Origin of the sequence: Yinghuangia soli, assembly GCF_021502675.1 — a bacterium.
GTDB lineage: Bacteria > Actinomycetota > Actinomycetes > Streptomycetales > Streptomycetaceae > Yinghuangia > Yinghuangia soli.
On record NZ_JAKFHA010000013.1, the window covers coordinates 22,258 to 42,291 of the forward strand.

Sequence of the window (20,034 nt, forward strand, 5' to 3'; positions counted from 1 at the left end):
TCCGTGGCCGAGATCGATTGGGCGGCGCTGCGCGCGGCCGCCGCCGAGGCGATGGGGCATGCGTACGCCCCGTACTCGAAGTACCCGGTGGGCGCCGCGGCGCTCGTCGACGACGGCCGCACGGTGTCCGGCTGCAACGTGGAGAACGCCTCGTACGGCGTCACGCTGTGCGCGGAGTGCGGCCTGGTGTCCGCACTGCACGCGAGCGGCGGCGGCAGGCTGGTCGCCTTCACGTGCTGCGACGGCGGCGGCGCGGTCCTGATGCCGTGCGGCCGCTGCCGCCAGCTCCTGTGGGAGCACGGCGGCCCGGCGCTGCTGGTGGACACCGCCAAGGGGATACGGCCGCTGTCCGAGCTGCTGCCGGATGCGTTCGGCCCCGACAACCTGAACTGAGCGAGGAGCACGTTGAGCATGGACGCCATCTCCGTCATCCGCACCAAGCGCGACCGAGGCGAGCTGACCGACCGTCAGATCGACTGGGTGGTCGACGCCTACACGCGGGGCGAGGTCGCGGACGAGCAGATGTCCGCCCTGGCGATGGCGATCCTGCTCAACGGCATGACGGCCGCGGAGATCAACCGCTGGACCGACGCGATGATCGCGTCCGGTGAGCGGATGGACTTCTCCGGGCTGTCCCGGCCGACCGCCGACAAGCACTCCACCGGCGGCGTCGGCGACAAGATCACCCTGCCGCTCGCCCCGCTCGTCGCGGCCTGCGGCGTGGCCGTCCCGCAGCTGTCCGGCCGCGGCCTCGGCCACACCGGCGGCACGCTGGACAAGCTGGAGGCCATCCCCGGCTGGCGCGCGCTGCTGTCCAACGACGAGATGCTCGCCGTCCTGGAGGACGTCGGCGCGGTGATCTGCGCGGCCGGCGACGGCCTCGCGCCCGCCGACAAGAAGCTGTACGCGCTGCGCGACGTCACCGGCACCGTCGAGGCCATCCCGCTGATCGCCAGCTCGATCATGAGCAAGAAGATCGCCGAGGGCACCGGCGCGCTGGTCCTGGACGTCAAGGTGGGCACCGGCGCGTTCATGAAGGACCTCGCCGACGCCCGCGAACTCGCCCGCACCATGGTGCGGTTGGGCGTGGACCACGGCGTCAGGACGGTCGCGCTGCTGACCGACATGTCCACCCCGCTGGGCCTCACCGCGGGCAACGCCCTCGAAGTCCGGGAGTCCGTCGAGGTGCTGGCCGGCGGCGGCCCCGCGGACGTCGTCGAGCTGACTCTCGCGCTGGCCCGCGAAATGCTGGCCGCCGCGGGCGTCACCGACAAGGACCCGGCCGACGCGCTCAAGAACGGTGCCGCGATGGACGCGTGGCGCCGCATGATCGCCGCGCAGGGCGGCGACCCGGACGCGCCGCTGCCCACCGCCCGCGAGACGCACGTCGTCACCGCGGCGGAGAGCGGCGTGCTGACGCGCCTGGACGCGTACGGCGTGGGCGTCGCGGCCTGGCGCCTCGGGGCCGGCCGGGCCCGCAAGGAAGAGGCCGTGCAGGCCGGCGCGGGCGTCGAGATCCACGCCAAGCCGGGCGACCGCGTCACCGCCGGGCAGCCGCTGCTCACCCTGCACACCGACACCCCGGAGCGCTTCGACTACGCGCTGGAGGCGCTGGCCGGCAGCCACGACATCGCCGCCGCGGGCACCGCGTTCGCGCCGACGCCCATCGTCATCGACCGGATCGGCCCGACCGCCTGACCCGGTCCCGGGAAGACCCGGGCGACACACCGGGCCTCCTGGGCTCCGGCCGATTACCCGCACGCTCGCACAGGGCGGCCGATAGCCTGGCCGCCCTGTCCGTGCGTCAGGCCCCACGCACGGGCCGGCGCCGCGTTCCCGAGGTGCACAACATGGCCATACCGTCCCGTCCGCGCCGACTTCTCGCGGCGGCCGCCACCGCGACGTCCCTGCTGCTCGCCGCCACCGCATGCGGCGGTGACGACGACCCCAAGGACCCGCCCGCGCAGGGCAAGTCGACGGAGACCCCCGCCGCTTCGGCATCGCAGCAGGCGCCCGACGGCAAGGCTTCCGCCACTCCGACCGGCGGCACTCCGACCGGCGGCACGTCCAAGGCGCTGACCGAGGACCAGCTCGAGCAGGTCGTGCTCGGCAAGGCCGACGTGCCGCCCACGGTGACCGTCGAGTCGTTCGAGCAGTCCGCGTCCGAGCCGGTCCCGCAAAAGGCGGAGTGCCGACCGGTGATGGACGTGCTGTCCGGCGGCATCGCGGTCAAGAAGGACGAAGCGCACGTCGGCAAGCGCTACAAGATCGACGGCGACGAGAACCCGCTCAACGTCATCATGGTCGCGAGCTACAAGCCGGGGGGCGCGAAGAAGCTCGTCGACGAGGCGATTGCGGCGCTCCCCAAGTGCGCGACCTTCACGGCCGAGAAGAACGGCATGATCGCCACCTACACGGCCAAGAAGGCCGCGATGGAGTCGTCCGCCGACACAACCCTGGCCATCGAACTGACCACCTCCGCACCGGGATTGGCCAAGCCGGTACCGACCAGCTACCTGATCGTCCGGGTAGGCGACCAGCTCGCGGTGTTCGTGAACCTCGACACCAAGGAGTTCACCTCGGAGCTCCCCGACCGCGAAATCGTCGACCAGCAGGTCAAGAAGATCAAGGACGCCACCAAGTAGCCATCCGGGAACCGGGACCGGCCGAGCGCCGGTCCCGGGAGCCCCGGACGATGTCCTCCCGTCCCCGCCTGCGCCGCGCGGTCAGGCGCGGACGGCAGCGCGGGGGGCGGCGGCGCGGACCGGCCGGGTGGCAGCGGAAGGCAGCAGGCGCGCGGCCGCAAGCGCGGCCAGGGCGCACAGGACGAGCACGAACACCACGGCACCGGGCCAGCCCGCGTCGTGGAAGGCCACGCCGCCGAGCGGGCCGCCCAGGCTGCTGCCCAGGTAGTACGCCGCGATGTACAGCGCGGACGCCTGCGCGCGGCCGTGCGTCGCGCGCAGCCCCACCGCGGCGCTCGCCGCCGCATGCCCGGCGAAGAAGCCGCCGGTCAGCACGATCAGGCCGGGCACCACGAACGCCAAGTGGTCCGGCAGGGTCAGCAGCGCGCCCGCGGCGGTGACCGCGGCGGCCGCCCACAGCGTGGTGCGGTGTCCGAAGCGGCCGACCATGCGCCCCGCGGCCGCCGAACTGAAGGTGCCCGCCAGGTAGATGACGAACACCGCGCCCACCACGGCCTCGGGCAGCCCGAACGGCTCGGCGAGCAGCCGGTAGCCCAGGTAGTTGTAGACCGTGCCGAACGCCGCCATGAACAGCATGCCGAGCAGGTACAGGCGGCGCAGCGTCGGGTCCGCCAGGTGGGCCCGCAGGGTCGACGCGAGGGCGCGCGGACTCTCCTTCGCGGGCCGGAAGTTGCGCGATGCGGGCACCAGCAGCCGGAACGCGATCGCGCAGCCGAGCGCGACCAGCCCGACGGTCAGCAGCGCGGTGCGCCACCCGCCCAGGTCGCCGGCCAGTCCCGTGACCAGCCGGCCGCCCATGCCGCCGATGCTGTTGCCCGCCACGTACAGGCCCATCGCGGCGCCCAGCGAGGTGCCCTCCACCTCTTCGGCGAGGTACGCCATCGCGGTCGCCGGGAGCCCGGCCAGCGCCACGCCCTGCAGGGTGCGCAGCGCGACCAGGGTGCCGAAGTCCGGGGCGAACGCGGCCAGGACGCCCAGCAGCGCGGCGGCGAAGACCGACACCGTCATGATGCGGGTGCGGCCGACCCGCTCCGACAGCATGCTCACCGGGATGACCGCGAGGGCCAGCGCACCGGTGGCCACCGACACCGAAACGCTGGCCTGAGCGGGCGTCAGGTGGAAGCTGCCGGACAGCTGCGGCAGCAGTGTCTGGGTGGTGTAGAGCATCGCGAACGTCGCGCATCCGGCGAGGAACAGCGCGAGGTTGACGCGCCGGTATCCGGCCGAGCCCCGCGCATGGCGCGCCGGGGCGGCGGCCGCGGTCGCGGGGTCCTGGGCGGCGGCCTGAGCAGGTATCGGGGCAGGTGCTGGGGCAGGGTCGCCGGCGGAGGCCGGCTCGCGTTCGGCGGGCATGCCAAGAAACCTAGGACGGCCCGAGTCATGCGTCCAATGCATGGAACGGCGATGATTGATGCCATGGCGTATGAGAGCAGGTCAGTGCGGCCGCCGGACGATCCGGCGGGGGAAAACCCGGTCGAGATCCTGGCGCCGCGGCTCGTGCAGTTCGCGGCGGTGGCGAAGGCCGAGCACATCACGCGCGCCGCCGAGCAACTCGGCGTGCCGCAGCCGACGCTCAGCCGGACCATGGCACGCCTTGAGGCCGAGCTGGGCGTGCCGCTGCTGGTCCGCACCGGGCGCGGCGTACGCCTGACCCGGCAGGGCCGCATGCTGCTGGCCGCCGTCGAGCCGGTGCTGGACCAGCTGGAGCAGGCCGGTGCGGCGATCCAGGGCGAGGCGAGCGCGACCCGGGGCAAGGTGGCGTTCGGGTTCCTGCACACCATGGGCGCCGAGGCGGTGCCGGGCCTGCTGCGCGCCTTCCGGGCGGACCACCCCGGCATCCGCTTCGCGCTCGTGCAGGACTCCGCCGCGGTGATGCTGGACCGCATGCGCGCGGGCGAACTGGACCTGTGCCTGACCTCGCCGCTGCCGGACGCCCCGGACCTCGCGGTCCGGGCCCTCGGCGAGCAGCGGCTGTACCTGGTGGTGCCGGCCGACCACCGGCTCGCCGGACGGCGGCGGGTCCGCCTCGCCGAGGCCGCCGAGGAGACGTTCGTGTGCATGGAGCCGGGCTACGGCCTGCGCCGCATCGCGGATGCGCTGTGCGCCGAGGCCGGGTTCGTGCCGCGCGTCGCGTTCGAGGGCGAGGAGGCCGAGACGCTGCGCGGCCTGGTCGCCGCCGGGCTCGGCGTCGCGCTGCTGCCCGCCCCGGAGGCGGCCCGCCCGGGCACCGTGCAGCTCGCGGTGAGCGCGCCGCGCGCGTACCGGACCATCGGGCTGGCCTGGCTCGCCGGGCGGCCGGAGACCGCGCCGGTGCGCTTGTTCCGCGAGTTCGTGCTCGGCCGCACCGGGCAACTGCTGCACTGAGCCGCCCGGCAGGCCCGCCGCGGAGCGCCCGTCCGTTGCCGTTCCGGTGCGATGTCGTCATCTGACGTTCGTGCCTTCTACGCGCGTAGGTACTAAAGTCTGCCCATGCACAGCCATCACGCAGCCTCGCCCTCGGCCGAGCACATCCGCCGAGCCCCGAAGGTTCTCCTCCACGACCACCTCGACGGCGGCCTGCGTCCGGCCACCATCGTCGAACTCGCCGCCGCCGTCGGCTACGGCAACCTGCCCACCACCGATCCCGAGGCGCTCGGCGACTGGTTCCGCGAGGCGGCCGACTCCGGCTCGCTGGAGCGCTACCTGGAGACGTTCGCGCACACCTGCGCGGTCATGCAGACCCGCGAGGCGCTGGTCCGGGTGGCCGCCGAGTGCGCCGAGGACCTCGCCGCGGACGGCGTCGTGTACGCCGAGATCCGCTACGCCCCCGAGCAGCACCTCGAAGCCGGCCTGACCCTCGACGAGGTCGTCGTGGCGGTCAACGAGGGCTTCCGGCTCGGCGAGCGCAACGCCGCCGAGGCGGGGCACCGCATCAAGGTCGGCGCGCTGCTCACCGCGATGCGCCACGCGGCCCGCTCGCTGGAGATCGCCGAGCTCGCCAACCGCTACCGCGACCAGGGCGTGGCCGGCTTCGACATCGCGGGCGCCGAGGCGGGCCACCCGCCCACCCGGCACCTCGACGCGTTCGAGTACCTGCAGCGCGAGAACTTCCACTTCACCATCCACGCCGGCGAGGCGTTCGGCCTGCCGTCGATCTGGGAGGCCGTGCAGTGGTGCGGCGCGGACCGGCTCGGCCACGGCGTGCGCATCATCGACGACATCACGGTCAAGGACGACGGCACCGTGGAGCTGGGCCGGCTCGCCGCGTACGTGCGCGACAAGCGCATCCCGCTGGAGATGTGCCCGACCTCGAACCTGCAGACCGGCGCCGCCGATTCGTACGGCGACCACCCGATCGGCCTGCTCCGCAAGCTCTACTTCCGGGTCACCGTCAACACCGACAATAGGCTCATGTCCGGCACGTCCATGTCGCGCGAGTTCGAGCACCTCGCGGAGGCGTTCGGGTACGGCCTGGACGACATGCAGTGGTTCACCGTGAACGCCATGAAGTCGGCGTTCCTGCCCTTCGACGAGCGCCTCGCGATGATCAACGAGGTGATCAAGCCGGGCTATGCCGCGCTGCGTTCGGAGTGGCTGTTCGCGCAGTCCTGACCTGCGCATCCGCCCGTACGCCGCGAGCCGGCCGGCCCCGCCGAAGGGGCCGGGCCGGCTCGCGGCGTTTTGCGCTTGCCATCCCGCGTTCGCTACCTTTCGTGCTCATGTCGTCACGTGGCGTGGCAGTGCCGCGTCCGGAAGATGAGGATGCTCATGGGATCGGTAGCTCGTAAGGCAGCTGTCACGGCCGGACTCGGTGCGGCGATCGTCGCCGGTGCGGCCGCTCCGGCCGTCGCCCTCACCGGCGGCAACGCCGGCCTGCTCAACCCCACCGCGCCGGCCTTGCCCAAGGTCGCGCAGAACAACGGCGGCATGGTCGGGCCGTTCCCGGTCGGCCAGGTCACCGACAAGCTCCCCACCGGTCAGGTGACCAGCGGTCTGGGGAGCGCGACGCAGACCCTCCCGACGAGCCAGCTGCCCACCGGCGCGCTGCCGGGTCTCCCCGGCGTGCCCGGCCTCGGCGGCTGATCGCCCGGGTCGACTCGCCGGGTCGCGCTCTCATTCCCGTGGGCGCGACCCGGCGTTCCCGTGTCCGGGCCGGACCGACTGCGCGCCTCGGGCGCCCCGAGCGCCCCGCCGGGTCAGAACCGGTTGTACAACTCCTGGGCCGCATTGCCCAGATAGGGCCCGGTCATGGTGCGCGCCGTGGTCATGGTGATGCCCAGCGAGATGTTGCTGACCAGGTATCTGCGGCCGTTCACCTCGGCGAACCACCCGCCGCCGCTGGAGCCGCCGGTCATCGTGCAGCCCATCCACAGCATCGCCGGGTCGGGCCAGCCGCGGTTGCGGAAGTCGGTGGTCGGCGACGAGCAGGTGTACATCTCCTTGCCGTCGAACGGGTCCTCGCCCGGGTAGCCGTACGACTCGACGGTCAGGTTGCGGGGCGCGTTGAACAGGATCTCGGCGCTGGCGCCTATCTCGTCGGCGAGCGCCTTCTTGCCGGCCGGCGGCTGCACCTCGAAGGCCCCGAAGTCGAACGGCGAGGCGATGCTGTCGCGTTCCGGGTCGGCATCCTTGACCCACTGCGCGCTGACCTCGACCTGCCGGGCCGGCCACACGCCGTACGGTTCGCGCTCGGCGCGCGACTTGGCGGAGCCGTCGTAGCCCGGGATGAACATCACGCGGCCGTAGAAGTCGCCGTTCTTGCCGCCGTGCAGGCAGTGCGCCGCGGTCCACACCAAGTTGCGGCTCGCATGCTCGACCACCGTGCCGCTGCACTCCGCGATGCCCCCCGGCACCTCGAAGAAGATCTTGCCGCGGATCGCCTTGTCCGGGACGTCGTACGGCGCCGACACCAGCTCCGCCTCGACCGTGGCCGGCGGCCGGAAGCCCGGCGACGAGGGCGCCTCGACACCGGGCGCGACCGGCTTGGCCGCGCCGATGCGGTCCTCGTCGTCCCAGAACTTCTGGTTGTCCTCGACCTCTTTGTCGGAGTAGCGCTTGGACGACATGGCCGACGTCTTGCCCGCCTCGACGGCGAGCGAGCCGCTCAGGAACAGCCCCAGCAGTGTGACGATCACGCCGCCCACCACGGACAGCGTGATGATCCGGTTCTTCTGGTACGTCGGCCCCACCGGGCTTCCCCCTCGCCTACGCCGTCCGACCCCTGCACGGATGATAGGCGCACCGCAGGCCTGCGGACCGGTGCGGGGGGACCGGTCCGGTCCGGGCTCACTTCTCGTTCGGGACGATCACCCACATCGCCAGGTAGGCCAGGAACTGCGGCCCGGGCAGCAGGCAGGACAGGACGACGCCGATCCGCACCGCGCGCGGCGACCAGCCGAAGCGCCGGGCCAGGCCGGCGCAGACGCCGGCGATCATGCGGCCTTCGCGGGGCCGGGTGAGAGTGGCGGGCCGGGGCGCCGCGTACATGGCCATGACGTGCCTCCTTCGAGGGCGCCGCGCCGATCGCTGCGCCTGTATCGAAGGTATGTGCCGGAAAAGGGAGTTCCGTCCTCCTGGCGTACCGCGATCGGGCCCCGCGGCCTGCGCCTTGCGGACTCCGGGACTCCTCCCCGCGGTCTAGGGGACGTCTCGGGGTCGCCCCCGAGAGCAGCGCCCGGCCGGGACGCGCGCCGAAAGCCGCGCCCCGGACCGGCTCAGGAGGCCGCGGTCGAACCGGGCACCGACGGCTTTCCGTTCGCCGGGGGAGGGCCCACCGAGACGGCCTGGAAGGCCGCGCACTGCTGCGGCTTCCCCGGTCCGGCCCGTCCGGCCAGCGGCACTTCCTTGGCCCGGGACGCGTGCTGCAGCGTGCACACGATCTGGCCCAGCGCCAGCGCGTCGATGGCGCCGAACGAGTCCAGGTCCAGGCGGACGAGGTCCGCCGGGTCGCCGGCCAGCGGCTCGGCCAGCCGCACGCCGCCGGGCGGCAGCGCGGTGCTCCAGCCCTGCGCGGCCTCCTCCGGGTTCGGCCCCTTGGCCAGCTCGCGCAGCAGCCGGTCGATCTGCGACATGCGCAGCGGATCGCCGGCCGCCGCGCTGCGCGTGGCACCGGGCCCGGGGAGCTGCAGGTCGACCGCGTCGCCGCGCGGCACGGGCTGCGGGCGGCCTTCGCGGACCAGGTAGATCTGGTGCTGCGGGACCGCCTGCGTGGCGGTGGCGCCCTGCGGCCGGGTGGCCGGGTCGCCCGCGTTGATCGGCCCTTCGGTGGCCCGGATGCCGCAGCCGGCCAGCAGCACCGCGGAGCCGACCGCGCCGGCCACGAGCAGCCCGGTGCGCGGCCGCCGCCGCACGCCGCTCACCGCAGCCCCCCGCGGGCCGCACCGTGCGGCCCCGAGGAGCCGGGCAGGTCGTCGTCGGCATCGCTGCCGCCGCCGTTTCCGCTGCCGTTCCCGGTGCTGTTCCCGCTTGCGTTCCCGCCCGGTGCGGCCAGGCCCAAGTCCTCGTCGGACAGCAGGTCGTCCGGTCCCGGCTCGACGCCGGGGTCCGGGTCGTCCCAGTCCGCATCCGGGTCGTCGAGGCCGACGATGTCCTCGTCGGCCGGCGGCACGAGCGGCAGCCGCAGGCTGAACTTCGCGCCCCCGCCCGGCACATTGGACGCCGACGCGGTGCCGCCGTGGATACGGGCGTTCTCCATCACGATGGAGAGCCCCAGACCGCTGCCCTCGGAGCGGGCCCGCGAGCTGTCCGCCTTGTAGAACCGGTCGAACACGTGCGGCAGGACGTCCTCCGGGATGCCGGGCCCGGTGTCGGACACGTCGATGACCAGGTCTTCGGTGCCCTCCGCGGCGGGCCGCCCGGGCAGGTGCACGCGGGGCTCGCGGCGGATCTCCACGGTCACCGGCGAACCGCCGTGCCGCAGCGCGTTGCCGACCAGGTTGGACACCATGACGTCCAGGCGCCGGGCGTCCACGCGGGCGAGGATGCCGCGCGGCGAGCGCAGGTCGACCGCGTCCATCCAGGCCCGCGCGTCCAGGCACGCGGTCACCAGGTCGGCGATGTCCACGTCGTCGAGGATCAGCGAGGCGGTGCCCGCATCGAACCGGGACACCTCCATGAGGTCCTCGACGAGCGTCGCGAGCCGGTCGATCTCGGCGACCACCAGGCGGGCCGCGGGCGCGCCCTGCTCGCCGAGGCTGTCGGCCTCCTCTTCGAGGAGCTCGCTCACCGCGGTCATCGCGGCCAGCGGAGTGCGGAGTTCGTGCGACACGTCGGCGACGAACCGGCGCGAGGACGCCTCCAGCGCGCGCAGTTCGCTGACGCTGCGCTCCAGCTTCTCGGCCGCGTCGTTGAACGTCCGGGCCAGATCGGCCAGCTCGTCCGAGCCGCGTACCTCGAGGCGCGTGTCCAGCTTGCCGGCGCCCAACTGGCGCGCGGCGTCGCCGAGCCGGCGCACCGGCCGCAGCACGTGCCGGGCACCGACCAGCGCCAGCACCGCGGCCGCGCCGAGCGCCAGCACGGCACCCGTGGTCAGGTAGCGGGCGAGTGACGTCAGATCGGTCTGCTCGGCGCGCAGCGACTGGAACATGTAGCCGGTGGGGCCGTTGGGCGCGCCCGGCGTGGACGCGACGACCTTCGTGCCGGCGATCAGGTACGGCTCGCCGTTGATGTTCACGCGCTGGAAGTACATGTGGAACTTGCCCGCGGCGTCCGGCGTGTTGACGACCTTCTGCAGGTCCTCGGGCACGTCCGCCAGCGTGAAGTCGCCCTCCGCGGGCGCCGAGTTGCCGTCGCCGACCAGCACCACCCGGTAGCCGAAGCTGGTGCTGCGCATCTGCTCCGCGGCGACCTCCAGCTCGGCGGACGTCGGGTTCGGCGGCAGCTCCAGCGAGACGCGGCCCAAGCCGTCCCGGAACTCCTTGATCACCGAGTCCTGGGCGCGCTGCAGCACCGCGTTGCGGGTCAGCCAGTAGGCGATGCCGGACGCCGCGACCGCGGAGATCAGCGCCACGATCGCGAACACCGCGAGGATCCGCACACGCAGTGAACTCAGCCGCAGGGCATGCCCGATCCGCGCCAGGACCGGGCGGCGCGTGCGGGGGCGTGCGGGTCGGCGGGTCCGGGTGAACGGGCCGGTCACGGGGGGTCGAGGCGGTAACCGACGCCACGGACCGTGCGGATGAGCGTGGGCGCCGACGGCACCAGCTCGACCTTGGCGCGCAGCCGCTGCACGCAGGCGTCGACCAGCCGCGAGTCGCCCAGGTAGTCGTGCTCCCACACCAGCCGCAGCAACTGCTGCCGGGAGAGCGCCTGCCCGGGGCGGCGGCTCAGCTCGACCAGCAGCCGCAGCTCGGTCGGGGTGAGCTGGAGCTCCTCGCCGCCCTTGGTGACGATCATCGCGTTGCGGTCGACCACCAGGTCGCCGAACACCGAGGCGTCCGACACCTCGCGTTCGCCGCGGCGCAGCACCGCGCGGATCCGGGCGTCCAGGACGCGCGGCTGCACCGGCTTGACGACGTAGTCGTCGGCCCCCGACTCGAGCCCGACGACGACGTCGATGTCGTCGTTGCGCGCGGTCAGCAGGATGATCGGCAGCGAGTCGGTGCGGCGGATCCGCCGGCACACCTCGAAGCCGTCGATGCCGGGCAGCATCACGTCCAGCACGATCAGGTCGGGGCGCTGCTCGCGCCACCGCTCCAGGCCGAGCTCGCCGGTGGCAGCGGTGACCACGCGGTGGCCCTGGCGGCCCAGCGCGAGTTCGAGGCCGGTGCGTACGGCCTCGTCGTCCTCGATCAGCAACAGGTAGGGCACGCGAGCCATTGTGTCTGACGTCACGGGTGGGAAGAACACGGGCCCGCTTTCCGTGGTTCTCGGGTGCCCGGCCCTGTTGCACAGCTGTGACACGAGGCGGACGGTCCGATGAAGCCCGACCAGCAGAGTTGTGGCTGTGAACGAAGCTCGCGTTGGAGCAGGGTTTGGGGGAGGAACCATGCAGTCACAGATCGACCGCCACGAGAACCGCCGCACGGTGGTGGCACTCGCCGCGGTGCCGGCCGGCACCGCGAAGCCGGCTCCGGCCGACACCGGGTGCATCGACGACGACTTCACGGCGTATGTGCGCGAGCGCCGCTCGGCGCTCTTCGCCACCGCGTACCACCTGACGGGGGACCGCAACGAGGCCGAAGACCTCCTGCAGAGCGCCCTCATGAGCACGTACCAGGCGTGGGGCCGCATCCAGGACAAGGCCGCGCTCGGCGGCTACCTGCGCCGCACGATGACCAACCTGCACATATCGGCATGGCGCCGGCGCCGGATCGGCGAGTACCCGACCGAGGAGATGCCCGAGCGTCCCGACGGTTCGGACTCGATGGGCGACACCGAGCTGCGTGCCGTCCTGTGGCAGGCGCTGGCCAAGCTGCCCGAGCCGCAGCGCACGATGCTCGTGCTGCGCTACTACGAGGGCCGCACCGACCCGGAGGTCGCCGAGGTCCTCGGTGTCTCGGTCGGCACCGTCAAGAGCAGCATCTGGCGCGCGCTGCGCCGCCTGCGCGAGGACGAGGCGCTCAGCTTCGGCGCGGACGAGGCGTTCGCGGAGCTGGTCGCCTGATCCGTGCCCTGCCTTCGCGGCGGGGTCTGCACAACAGCGAGAGTTCACACTGGTCCGGGGGGGCTTGGTGGGGACCTGGAGTCCCGGGTGTGGTCCGTTCAGGGCCGGCCCGGGACTTCTTTCATTTGTGCTGCGCCGGTCCGCGTACCGGGTCGTCCGGGAACGGGTGCCACGCGGGAGAGGACGGCATCGGCGGGTGTTCGGTTCCCGAGTGGTGCCGGAACGGTTTCCGAACCGTGCCGAAGCGCTTGTGCGGGAGGCCTTGCTGGGGTGTCACGTTGCCGAGCCCCCGCTTCCTTCGCTACCTTCCGTGTCTGATCGGATGCATAAGGTGTCCGGTCCGGCAGAACGCTCGGGCTGCCCCCGGCCCGCGGCCGGGACCCGCCCGCGCCGAACGGAAGGACCTGTCATGGCTTCGGCACTGCGTACCGTGATGGCCGCGTCGATCGGTGCCGCGGTGGCCCTGGGCGTGGCCGCCCCCGCCGCGACCGCCTCCCCCACCTCGCCGGCCCCGACCCGGCTGGACCCGGCACTGGACGCGGCGCTCCCCGCCGCGACCGCGCCGATCACGCACGCGGCCCTCAACCCGCTGGCGGGCACCGGCTTCAACCCGCTCGACAACTCGGTCGGCACCCAGGTCGGCGATCTCCCGGTCAGCACCGCGCTGGCCACCGGCAAGGTCGCGAAGGGCACCAACCTGGGTGAACTGATCGGCGGCTGAGCACGTTCCAGGACGCGGGGCGGCTGCGGCGCCCGCCGGGGCACCGGTACCCGGCGCGGCCGGCGGCGGCCGCCCTGTCCCGACCCCCGGTGGCAGCCGTATCCAACCCCGCGGCCGCCACCGGGGGTTCGGTTTTGCGCCGCGGCCCGGTGCGGCCGGGGCGCTTGCCCGTACGGTAGGGCTGTGCCGACGGGGAGGGACGCGTGAGCATACGAACATCGCGAACAGTGCGGGCGATCCGGCGCCTTCGTGCCGAGTGCCGCATCCGGGACGGGGCGCGGGCATGAACCACGCCGAGACGCAGCGCCTGCGCGAGCCGGCCGCCTGGGCCCTGATCGGCTTCGTCGCGGTCGGCCTCGCGGTCACCGCCACCCGCGTGCTGTTCGGGGCCGGGACCCTGGTCGAGGGCCTGCGCGCCCGCGCCTACAGCGCGCAGGCCGACCTGCTGCACGTCATGACGCCGTTCCTGCTGGTCGTCGCGGTCCTGCTGGTGACCCACCTGGGCCGCCCGCCGGCCCGGTCGCGGCTCGTCACCCGGGTGGCCCTGGCCGTCCTCGGTGCGCAGGCGCTCGCCGGCCTCGGCGCCGCGCTGGCCGCGCTGACCTACAAGGGCGGCGCGTTCGCCCCGGTCTCCGAGGGCGCGCGGGTGCAGCAGACGGTCCTCAACATCACCGTGCTGGGGCTTTTCGCGCTGGCCGCGTACTTCTTCCTGATCGTGCTCGCGGTGCCGCACCCGCCCACGGTCACCCGCGGCCGCGTCGCCGAAGGCGCGTACGGGCCGCCGCAGCCGCCACCGCAGCCCGGCCCGATGCCCGCGGCGCCGCCCGTGACCGGCGCGTACCGTGCCCCGCACGTGCCGCCGCCCGCACCGCCTACCGCGGGCCACGCCGCCGTGCCGCCCACGGGCGCCTACGCCGCCTCCGCTCCGCCGCCGCAGGGCCCGGGCGCACCCCGCTGACCCCGGCCGTACGCACACCCGTGCCCGGCAGCGCGAAGAGCCGGGCCCTCGCCGCCTCAGACTCGGCTCGGGCCCGGCTCTCCGGGTTCGGGTGCCCCTAGGGACTACGGATGCGGCGCTCCGTCAGTTCCCCGACGGGTGCCAGACGGTCCGCGTCTCGGTGAACGCCAGCATCCGGTGCGGTCCCGGGTCGGCCGTCCAGTCCGGCTCCTTGGCCTCGGGCCGCAGCACGCGCTTGAGGTTGTCGGCCGCGGCGATCTCCAGATCGCGCACCGACGCCACCCCGGTGTTGTGCGAAGCGCCCGCGAGGTCGATCGCGTTGACGTCCTGGTGCGCGGCCAGCCACGGCGCGATCTCCGCGACCGGACCGCTCAGCAGGTTGACCACGCCGCCCGGCACGTCGGAGACGCCCAGCACCTCGGCGAACGCCAGCGCGGGGAGCGGGGCCCGCTCGCTCGCCACCACGACCGCGGTGTTGCCGGTCGCGATGACCGGCGCGACGACGCTGGTGAGGCCGAGCAGCGACGACTTCTGCGGGGCCAGCACGGCCACCACGCCGGTCGGCTCCGGCGTCGACCAGTTCGCGTACGGGCCGGCCACCGGGTTGGCGCCGCCCGCGACCTGCGCGAGCTTGTCGGTCCACCCGGCGTACCAGACCCAGCGGTCCACCGAGGCGTCCACGGCCGCGAGGGCCTTGTTGCGGCCCAGGCCCTCGGCCGCGGCGACCTCGCCTGCGAACTCCTCGCGGCGGGCCTCCAGCATCTCGGCGATGCGGTAGAGCACCTGGCCGCGGTTGAACGCGGTGGCACCCGACCAGCCGCCGAACGCCTTGCGGGCCGCCACGACCGCGTCGCGTGCGTCCTTGCGGGTGCCGCGCGGCGCGTTGGCCAGCTGACGGTCCTTCGTGTCGGTCACGGCGTACACCCGCCCGCTCTCGGAACGGGGGAACTTGCCCCCGATGTACAGCTTGTAGGTCTTGTTGACCGCGAGCCGGGCGGAGGAGCCTGCGGCGCGCATCGGTTCCTTAGACATCGAGGTACGCCTCCAGGCCCTGGCGGCCGCCCTCGCGGCCGAAGCCCGACTCCTTGAAGCCGCCGAACGGCGACGCCGGGTCGAACCTGTTGAACGTGTTGGTCCACACCACGCCGGCCCGCAGCCGCTGCGCGGTCCACAGCGCCTTGGCGCCCTTCTCGGTCCACACGCCCGCGGACAGGCCGTACGGCGTGTTGTTCGCCTTCTCGACCGCTTCCGCCGGGGTGCGGAAGGTCAGCACCGACAGCACCGGGCCGAAGATCTCCTCGCGCGCGATGCGGTGCGCCTGGGTGACCCCGGTGAAGACGGTCGGCGGGAACCAGAAGCCCTTCGCCGGGATCTCGCACGGCGCGGTCCAGCGCTCCGCGCCCTCCGCGTCGCCGGCCGCCACCAGGTTCTTGATGCGGTCCAGCTGGGCGGCCGAGTTGATCGCGCCGACGTCGGTGTTCTTGTCCAGCGGGTCGCCCAGGCGCAGCGTGCCGAGGCGGCGCGTCAGCATCTCCAGGACCTGCTCGGCCACCGACTCCTGGACCAGCAGCCGCGAGCCCGCGCAGCAGACCTGGCCCTGGTTGAAGAAGATGCCGTTGACGATGCCCTCGATCGCGGAATCGAGCGCGGCGTCGTCGTAGACGATGTTGGCGGCCTTGCCGCCCAGCTCCAGCGTGAGCTTCTTGCCGGTGCCCGCGACGGTGCGGATGATCTCCTTGCCGACCGGCGTCGAACCGGTGAAGGCGACCTTGTCCACGTCCGGGTGCGCGACGACCGCGCGGCCCGTCTCGCCCGCACCGGTGACGATGTTGACGACGCCCGCGGGCAGGCCCGCCTCGACGCAGATCTCCGCGAAGCGCAGCGCGGAGAGCGGCGTGGTCTCGGCCGGCTTGAGCACCACGGTGTTGCCCGCGGCCAGCGCCGGGGCGATCTTCCAGGCCAGCATCAGCAGCGGGAAGTTCCACGGGATGACCTGGGCGGCCACGCCGATCGGCTTCGGGTCCGGCCCGAAGCCGGCGTGGCCGAGCTTGTCCGCCCAGCCCGCGTAGTGGAAGAAGTGCGCGGCGACCAGCGGGACGTCGCTGTCCCGCGACTCGCGGATCGGCTTGCCGTTGTCCAGCGTCTCCAGGACGGCCAGCTCGCGGCCGTGCTCCTGGATCAGCCGCGCGATGCGGAATAGGTACTTGGCGCGCTCGCTGCCGGGCAGCGCGGACCACGACTTGAACGCCTTGCGGGCCGCCTTGACCGCGCGGTCGACGTCCGCGGCACCGCCCACCGCGACCTCGGCGAGTACCTCTTCGGTGGCCGGGTTGACGGTCTTGAGCGTGCCGCCGTCGGCGGCCTCGGTGAACTTGCCGTCGATGAACAGCCCGTACGACGCGGCGATGTCCACCGCGGCCCGGGACTCGGGGGCCGGGGCGTAGTCGAACGCCTTGCCCGGCGTGGGGGAGAGAGAGCTCACGGGTCAGTCCACCGTCACGTAGTCGGGGCCGGAGTAGCGGCCGGTCGCCAGCTTCTGACGCTGCATGAGCAGGTCGTTCAGCAGGCTGGACGCGCCGAGGCGGAACCAGTCGGGGGTCAGCCAGTCGGGCCCGGCGGTCTCGTTGACCAGCACCAGGTACTTGATCGCGTCCTTGGTGGTGCGGATGCCGCCGGCCGGCTTCACGCCGATCTGCCGGCCGGTCGCGGCCCGGAAGTCGCGTACCGCCTCCATCATGATCAGCGTCACCGGCAGCGTGGCGTTGGTGCCCACCTTGCCGGTCGAGGTCTTGATGAAGTCCGCGCCGGCCAGCATGGCCAGCCACGACGCGCGCCGCACGTTGTCGTACGTGGACAGCTCGCCGGTCTCCAGGATCACCTTGAGGTGCGCGCTGCCGCAGGCCGCCTTGACCGCCACGATCTCGTCGAAGACCTGCTGGTAGCGGCCGGACAGGAAGGCGCCGCGGTCGATGACCATGTCGATCTCGTCCGCACCGGCCTGCACGGCCTGCGCGACGTCGGCCAGCTTGATGTCCAGCGCGGCCCGGCCGGACGGGAAGGCGGTGGCCACCGAGGCGACGTTCACCGGCGCCTTGCCGAGCGCCTCCTTGGCGATCCCGACCAGGTCGGGATACACGCAGATGGCCGCCGGGCGCGGGGCGTCCGGGGCGCTCGGGTCGGGGTGCAGGGCCTTGGCGCACAGCGCCCGGACCTTGCCCGGGGTGTCGGCACCCTCCAAGGTGGTCAGGTCGATCATCGAGATGGCGAGGTCGATCGCGAAGGCCTTGGCGTCCTTCTTGATCGAGCGCGTCCCGAGCATCGCGGCCCGGGACTCGGCCCCGACCTTGTCGATGCCGGGAAGCCCGTGGAGGAACCGGGAAAGGGCCGCCTCGGAAGACGTCACCTCGGCCGGGTCGGCTGGGAAGGCAGACAGCATGGTCACAACATGAGCATATCTACACGCGTAGCGCCCTGTCAGGAGGTGCCGGGGAGGGACTATTTCGAAGCGTTGCGGTCGTGCGGCAGAATCCCGGCCATGAACTCCGACGAGAGCGTCACCACATACCGCTCCAAGCCGGCCCTGTTCACCGGGGTCGTCATGGTGGCCGTCGGCCTGTGGCTGATCGTCGACTCGGCGCTCCGCGGCACCGGCGGGGACACCGTGACGATCATCGGCTCGGTCCTCGCCGCCGGAGCCCTGGTGGTCGCGCTCACGATCCGCGCCGCGATGTACGCGGGCCCGGACAAGCTGCTGATCCGCAACCCGTTCCGGACCGTGGAGATCCCCTGGGGCGCGGTCCAGGAGGTCAAGGCGGAGTACTCGCTGGAGGTGCGGGCGGACGACCGCAGCTTCCACATCTGGGCCGTCCCGGTCTCGCTGCGCGAGCGCAAGCGCGCCATCCGCGCCAACTCGCGCTCCCTCGGCGAGGACCCGTACGGCAGCAGCCGCATCAACGAGCCGGTGGCCGCGACCGCCGACCACGCCGTCGCGGACATCCGCGGCATGGCCGAGCAGTTCGCCAAGACGTCCACCGGCCCGGTGCGCGCGGTCTGGTGCTGGCCGGTTTTCGCCGCGATCGCCGTCGGCGCGGGCATGGTCGTGCTCGGCACCACGCTCTGAGTCCGCGGCGCCTGCTCAGGGCTGCGGGCAGGTCACCTGCACCTTGCTGAACGTCGCGCCGAAGTTGCCGCCCCTCTCGGGGGTGTTGAGCACGGTCAGCCCGGCCTGCGTCGCCGCGGCCGGGACGGGGGCGCTGCCCGGCAGGGACATCCAGTTGTCCGATGCGCCGACCCGCCACCAGCCGGTGGCCTGGCCGTTCCGTACGTCGAGGCGCAGCGACACCGTGTCCGCCGAGGTCTCCACAACACCGCCGGCCTCGTTGGCGTAAGGCGTGGTCAGCTTCCGGTGCACGCCGTTCGCGAAGTACTCGAACGCGATCGCGTCGAACGTCCCGTAGCCGCGCTCCAGGCGCACGTAGTTGTTCTGGTCCGCGAACACCAGCAGCCCGGCGGCCTGGTACCCGGCCTTCGGATCCACGGTCACCCGCGTCTCGATGCTGAACGACCCATTGACCCGCACGGTCACGAACGGCGCGGTCACCTTGCCCTGGAAGTCGGTGCGCACGTCGCTGCCCGGTGGGGCGGTGACCACCAGCCCCGGAGCCGTGTAGCGCGGCTCGATCGCGGTGTTGCCCACGTCCAGTTGCGGGTAGACGGTCGTGCCCCCGGTCAGATCGGCGTCCAGCGCACCGCACCCGGTCGGCGACGCCGCCGGGCTCCCGCTTCCTGCGTTGTCCCGCTTCGGGGTGTCGTCGTCCAGCAGCTTGGGGATGCCGAGCGCCGCGGCGGCGGTCAGCACGGCGACGGCTGCTGCGGCGGCGAGGATGCGCCGACGCCGCGGACTTCCGGCATGGCCATGGGCCAGCTCGGCGGACCTGTTCGGCACGGGCGGCAGCGTCGGCCGCGCGGTGGGCAACTGCGGTGTCGGCGAGGGCGCTTCGGGCGCATGCCCGCGGTACACACCGCCGCCCGGAGCCGTGGGCTCCGCCGGCCCGACCATCTCCTGGACCGCCGTCTCGCCGGCCAGCGGATCGTCGGACAGCAGCGCCGCCGACCGGGCCAGCACCAGCTGCGTCAACGGCCGCGGGAGCCATGCGCCCGGCCGGTCGTTTTCGCCCAATGCGCTCAGCCGGTCCAGGATCTGACGCGGCGTCGGGCGGTCCGCCGGATCCTTCGCGAGCATCGCCGCGACCAGCGTCCGGTAGCGCTCCGGCACCGCGGACACGTCCGGCTCGCCGTACAGCACCTTGAAGAGCAGCTCCGTCAGGATGCCCTCGCCGAACGGGCTTTGCCCGGTGGCCGCATACGTCAGCACCGAACCCAGCGCGAACACATCGGTGGCGGGCCCGATCGGCCCGCTGCCGGCCTGCTCCGGGGCCAGGAAGCCGGGGGAGCCGACCATGAAACCGGTCCGGGTGATCGTGCCGCCCTCCAGGGCGCGGGCGATCCCGAAGTCGATGAGGCGCGGGCCGTCGGCGGCCAGGATGACGTTCGCGGGCTTGAGGTCGCGGTGCACGATGCCCGCGGCGTGCACGGCGACCAGCGCCTCCGCGAGCCCGCCCGCCAGCGGGCCGAGTGAATCGGGCAGCGGGCCGAAGCGGCCCACCGCGTCGCCGAGCGGTACGCCGGCCACGTAACCGGTGGCCAGCCAGGGCGGGTTCCCCTGCGGGTCGGCGTCGAGCACCGGTGCGGTGAACACCCCGCTGACCGAGCGCGCCGCGGCCACTTCCCGCGCGAACCGCTCGCGGAAGTCCGGGTCGTCGGCGAAGTCGCTCCGGATCACCTTGAAGGCGACCGGACGCCCACCGGGCGAACGGGCCAGGTAGACACGGCCCATGCCGCCCGCCCCCAGGCGCGCCAGCATGCGGTACCCGGCGACCGCCGACGGATCGTCAGAACGCAGTGCTTCCACAGTTGTCCCTCCCCGCAACCACGGTACGGCCGGAAGAACGGTTCACCCAGACCGATCACCCACACGGCGGAACGCCCATCGGATCCGCACCATGCC

At 73.1% G+C, this 20,034-nt stretch carries 20 protein-coding genes; 10 read left to right on the forward strand and 10 right to left on the reverse strand.

Going from position 1 to position 20,034, the window contains the following annotated elements; translation table 11 throughout:
• Window positions 1-3: 3 nt before the first annotated feature.
• The 3 genes from LZ495_RS21550 to LZ495_RS21560 all read left to right on the forward strand — a co-directional run bounded on the left by LZ495_RS21550 (window position 4) and on the right by LZ495_RS21560 (window position 2,645).
• Entirely contained in the window at window positions 4-393 is a 390-nt protein-coding gene (locus tag LZ495_RS21550) for a cytidine deaminase (protein WP_308268496.1), read from the forward strand.
• A gap of 12 nt (window positions 394-405) precedes the next feature.
• Window positions 406-1,698: a thymidine phosphorylase gene (locus LZ495_RS21555; protein WP_235054262.1), complete on the forward strand. Its 1,293-nt coding sequence runs from the start codon at window positions 406-408 to the stop codon at window positions 1,696-1,698.
• A gap of 152 nt (window positions 1,699-1,850) precedes the next feature.
• On the forward strand, window positions 1,851-2,645 hold the full coding sequence (locus tag LZ495_RS21560; RefSeq protein WP_235054263.1) for a hypothetical protein: 795 nt from the start codon (window positions 1,851-1,853) through the stop codon (window positions 2,643-2,645).
• An 81-nt stretch (window positions 2,646-2,726) separates the two neighbouring features.
• On the opposite strand, the gene LZ495_RS21565 is transcribed toward LZ495_RS21560, so the two are convergent.
• The gene (locus tag LZ495_RS21565; RefSeq protein ID WP_235054265.1) at window positions 2,727-4,058 is read right to left on the reverse strand and encodes an MFS transporter; all 1,332 of its coding nucleotides are present in this window, start codon (window positions 4,056-4,058) and stop codon (window positions 2,727-2,729) included.
• Window positions 4,059-4,121: 63 nt separating this feature from the next.
• On the opposite strand from LZ495_RS21565, the gene LZ495_RS21570 reads away from it, so the two are divergent.
• From LZ495_RS21570 to LZ495_RS21580, 3 genes are all read left to right on the forward strand, one after another.
• Window positions 4,122-5,069: a LysR family transcriptional regulator gene (locus LZ495_RS21570; protein WP_235054267.1), complete on the forward strand. Its 948-nt coding sequence runs from the start codon at window positions 4,122-4,124 to the stop codon at window positions 5,067-5,069.
• A 105-nt stretch (window positions 5,070-5,174) separates the two neighbouring features.
• Window positions 5,175-6,296: an adenosine deaminase gene (locus tag LZ495_RS21575; RefSeq protein WP_235054269.1), complete on the forward strand. Its 1,122-nt coding sequence runs from the start codon at window positions 5,175-5,177 to the stop codon at window positions 6,294-6,296.
• 156 nt (window positions 6,297-6,452) lie between these two features.
• Entirely contained in the window at window positions 6,453-6,767 is a 315-nt protein-coding gene (locus LZ495_RS21580; protein WP_235054271.1) for a hypothetical protein, read from the forward strand.
• Window positions 6,768-6,880: 113 nt separating this feature from the next.
• On the opposite strand, the gene LZ495_RS21585 is transcribed toward LZ495_RS21580, so the two are convergent.
• The 5 genes from LZ495_RS21585 to LZ495_RS21605 form a co-directional block, all read right to left on the reverse strand.
• Window positions 6,881-7,873, reverse strand: coding sequence for a trypsin-like serine peptidase (locus LZ495_RS21585; protein WP_235054273.1), 993 nt, complete (start codon window positions 7,871-7,873; stop codon window positions 6,881-6,883).
• Window positions 7,874-7,970: 97 nt separating this feature from the next.
• Window positions 7,971-8,177: a PspC domain-containing protein gene (locus LZ495_RS21590; RefSeq protein WP_235054274.1), complete on the reverse strand. Its 207-nt coding sequence runs from the start codon at window positions 8,175-8,177 to the stop codon at window positions 7,971-7,973.
• A gap of 221 nt (window positions 8,178-8,398) precedes the next feature.
• Window positions 8,399-9,043, reverse strand: a complete 645-nt coding sequence (locus LZ495_RS21595; protein ID WP_235054275.1) for a GerMN domain-containing protein — start codon at window positions 9,041-9,043, stop codon at window positions 8,399-8,401.
• Window positions 9,040-10,725: an ATP-binding protein gene (locus LZ495_RS21600; protein WP_372498627.1), complete on the reverse strand. Its 1,686-nt coding sequence runs from the start codon at window positions 10,723-10,725 to the stop codon at window positions 9,040-9,042. Before LZ495_RS21600 ends, LZ495_RS21595 begins: the two co-directional genes overlap by 4 nt.
• 92 nt (window positions 10,726-10,817) lie before the next feature.
• A complete protein-coding gene (locus LZ495_RS21605) occupies window positions 10,818-11,492 on the reverse strand; it encodes a response regulator (RefSeq protein ID WP_235054277.1) in 675 nt (224 codons plus the stop codon).
• Window positions 11,493-11,670: 178 nt separating this feature from the next.
• On the opposite strand from LZ495_RS21605, the gene LZ495_RS21610 reads away from it, so the two are divergent.
• The 3 genes from LZ495_RS21610 (at window position 11,671) to LZ495_RS21620 (ending at window position 13,967) form a co-directional block, all read left to right on the forward strand.
• Window positions 11,671-12,288 carry a SigE family RNA polymerase sigma factor gene (locus LZ495_RS21610; protein WP_235054279.1) on the forward strand — a complete coding sequence of 206 codons (618 nt, stop codon included), beginning with the start codon at window positions 11,671-11,673 and terminating at the stop codon, window positions 12,286-12,288.
• Between the two features lie 409 nt (window positions 12,289-12,697).
• On the forward strand, window positions 12,698-13,009 hold the full coding sequence (locus tag LZ495_RS21615) for a hypothetical protein (RefSeq protein ID WP_235054281.1): 312 nt from the start codon (window positions 12,698-12,700) through the stop codon (window positions 13,007-13,009).
• Window positions 13,010-13,292: 283 nt separating this feature from the next.
• Window positions 13,293-13,967, forward strand: coding sequence for a hypothetical protein (locus LZ495_RS21620; protein WP_235054282.1), 675 nt, complete (start codon window positions 13,293-13,295; stop codon window positions 13,965-13,967).
• A 123-nt stretch (window positions 13,968-14,090) separates the two neighbouring features.
• On the opposite strand, the gene LZ495_RS21625 is transcribed toward LZ495_RS21620, so the two are convergent.
• Genes LZ495_RS21625 through deoC form a run of 3 tightly spaced genes read right to left on the reverse strand, consistent with a single transcriptional unit; the run spans window position 14,091 to window position 17,403 of the window.
• Window positions 14,091-14,999, reverse strand: a complete 909-nt coding sequence (locus tag LZ495_RS21625) for an aldehyde dehydrogenase family protein (protein ID WP_235054285.1) — start codon at window positions 14,997-14,999, stop codon at window positions 14,091-14,093.
• Window positions 14,992-16,449, reverse strand: coding sequence for an aldehyde dehydrogenase family protein (locus tag LZ495_RS21630; RefSeq protein WP_235054402.1), 1,458 nt, complete (start codon window positions 16,447-16,449; stop codon window positions 14,992-14,994). The genes LZ495_RS21625 and LZ495_RS21630 overlap by 8 nt, the downstream gene beginning before the upstream one ends.
• 3 nt (window positions 16,450-16,452) lie before the next feature.
• Complete coding sequence (gene deoC, locus LZ495_RS21635) at window positions 16,453-17,403, reverse strand: deoxyribose-phosphate aldolase (protein WP_235054632.1); 951 nt, start codon at window positions 17,401-17,403, stop codon at window positions 16,453-16,455.
• 99 nt (window positions 17,404-17,502) lie between these two features.
• Between deoC and LZ495_RS21640 the strand changes: the two genes are divergently transcribed.
• Complete coding sequence (locus LZ495_RS21640; RefSeq protein ID WP_235054403.1) at window positions 17,503-18,087, forward strand: PH domain-containing protein; 585 nt, start codon at window positions 17,503-17,505, stop codon at window positions 18,085-18,087.
• 15 nt (window positions 18,088-18,102) lie between these two features.
• Here LZ495_RS21640 and LZ495_RS21645 read toward each other — a convergent pair whose 3' ends face one another.
• Entirely contained in the window at window positions 18,103-19,938 is a 1,836-nt protein-coding gene (locus LZ495_RS21645) for a protein kinase domain-containing protein (RefSeq protein ID WP_235054404.1), read from the reverse strand.
• Window positions 19,939-20,034: the final 96 nt, after the last annotated feature.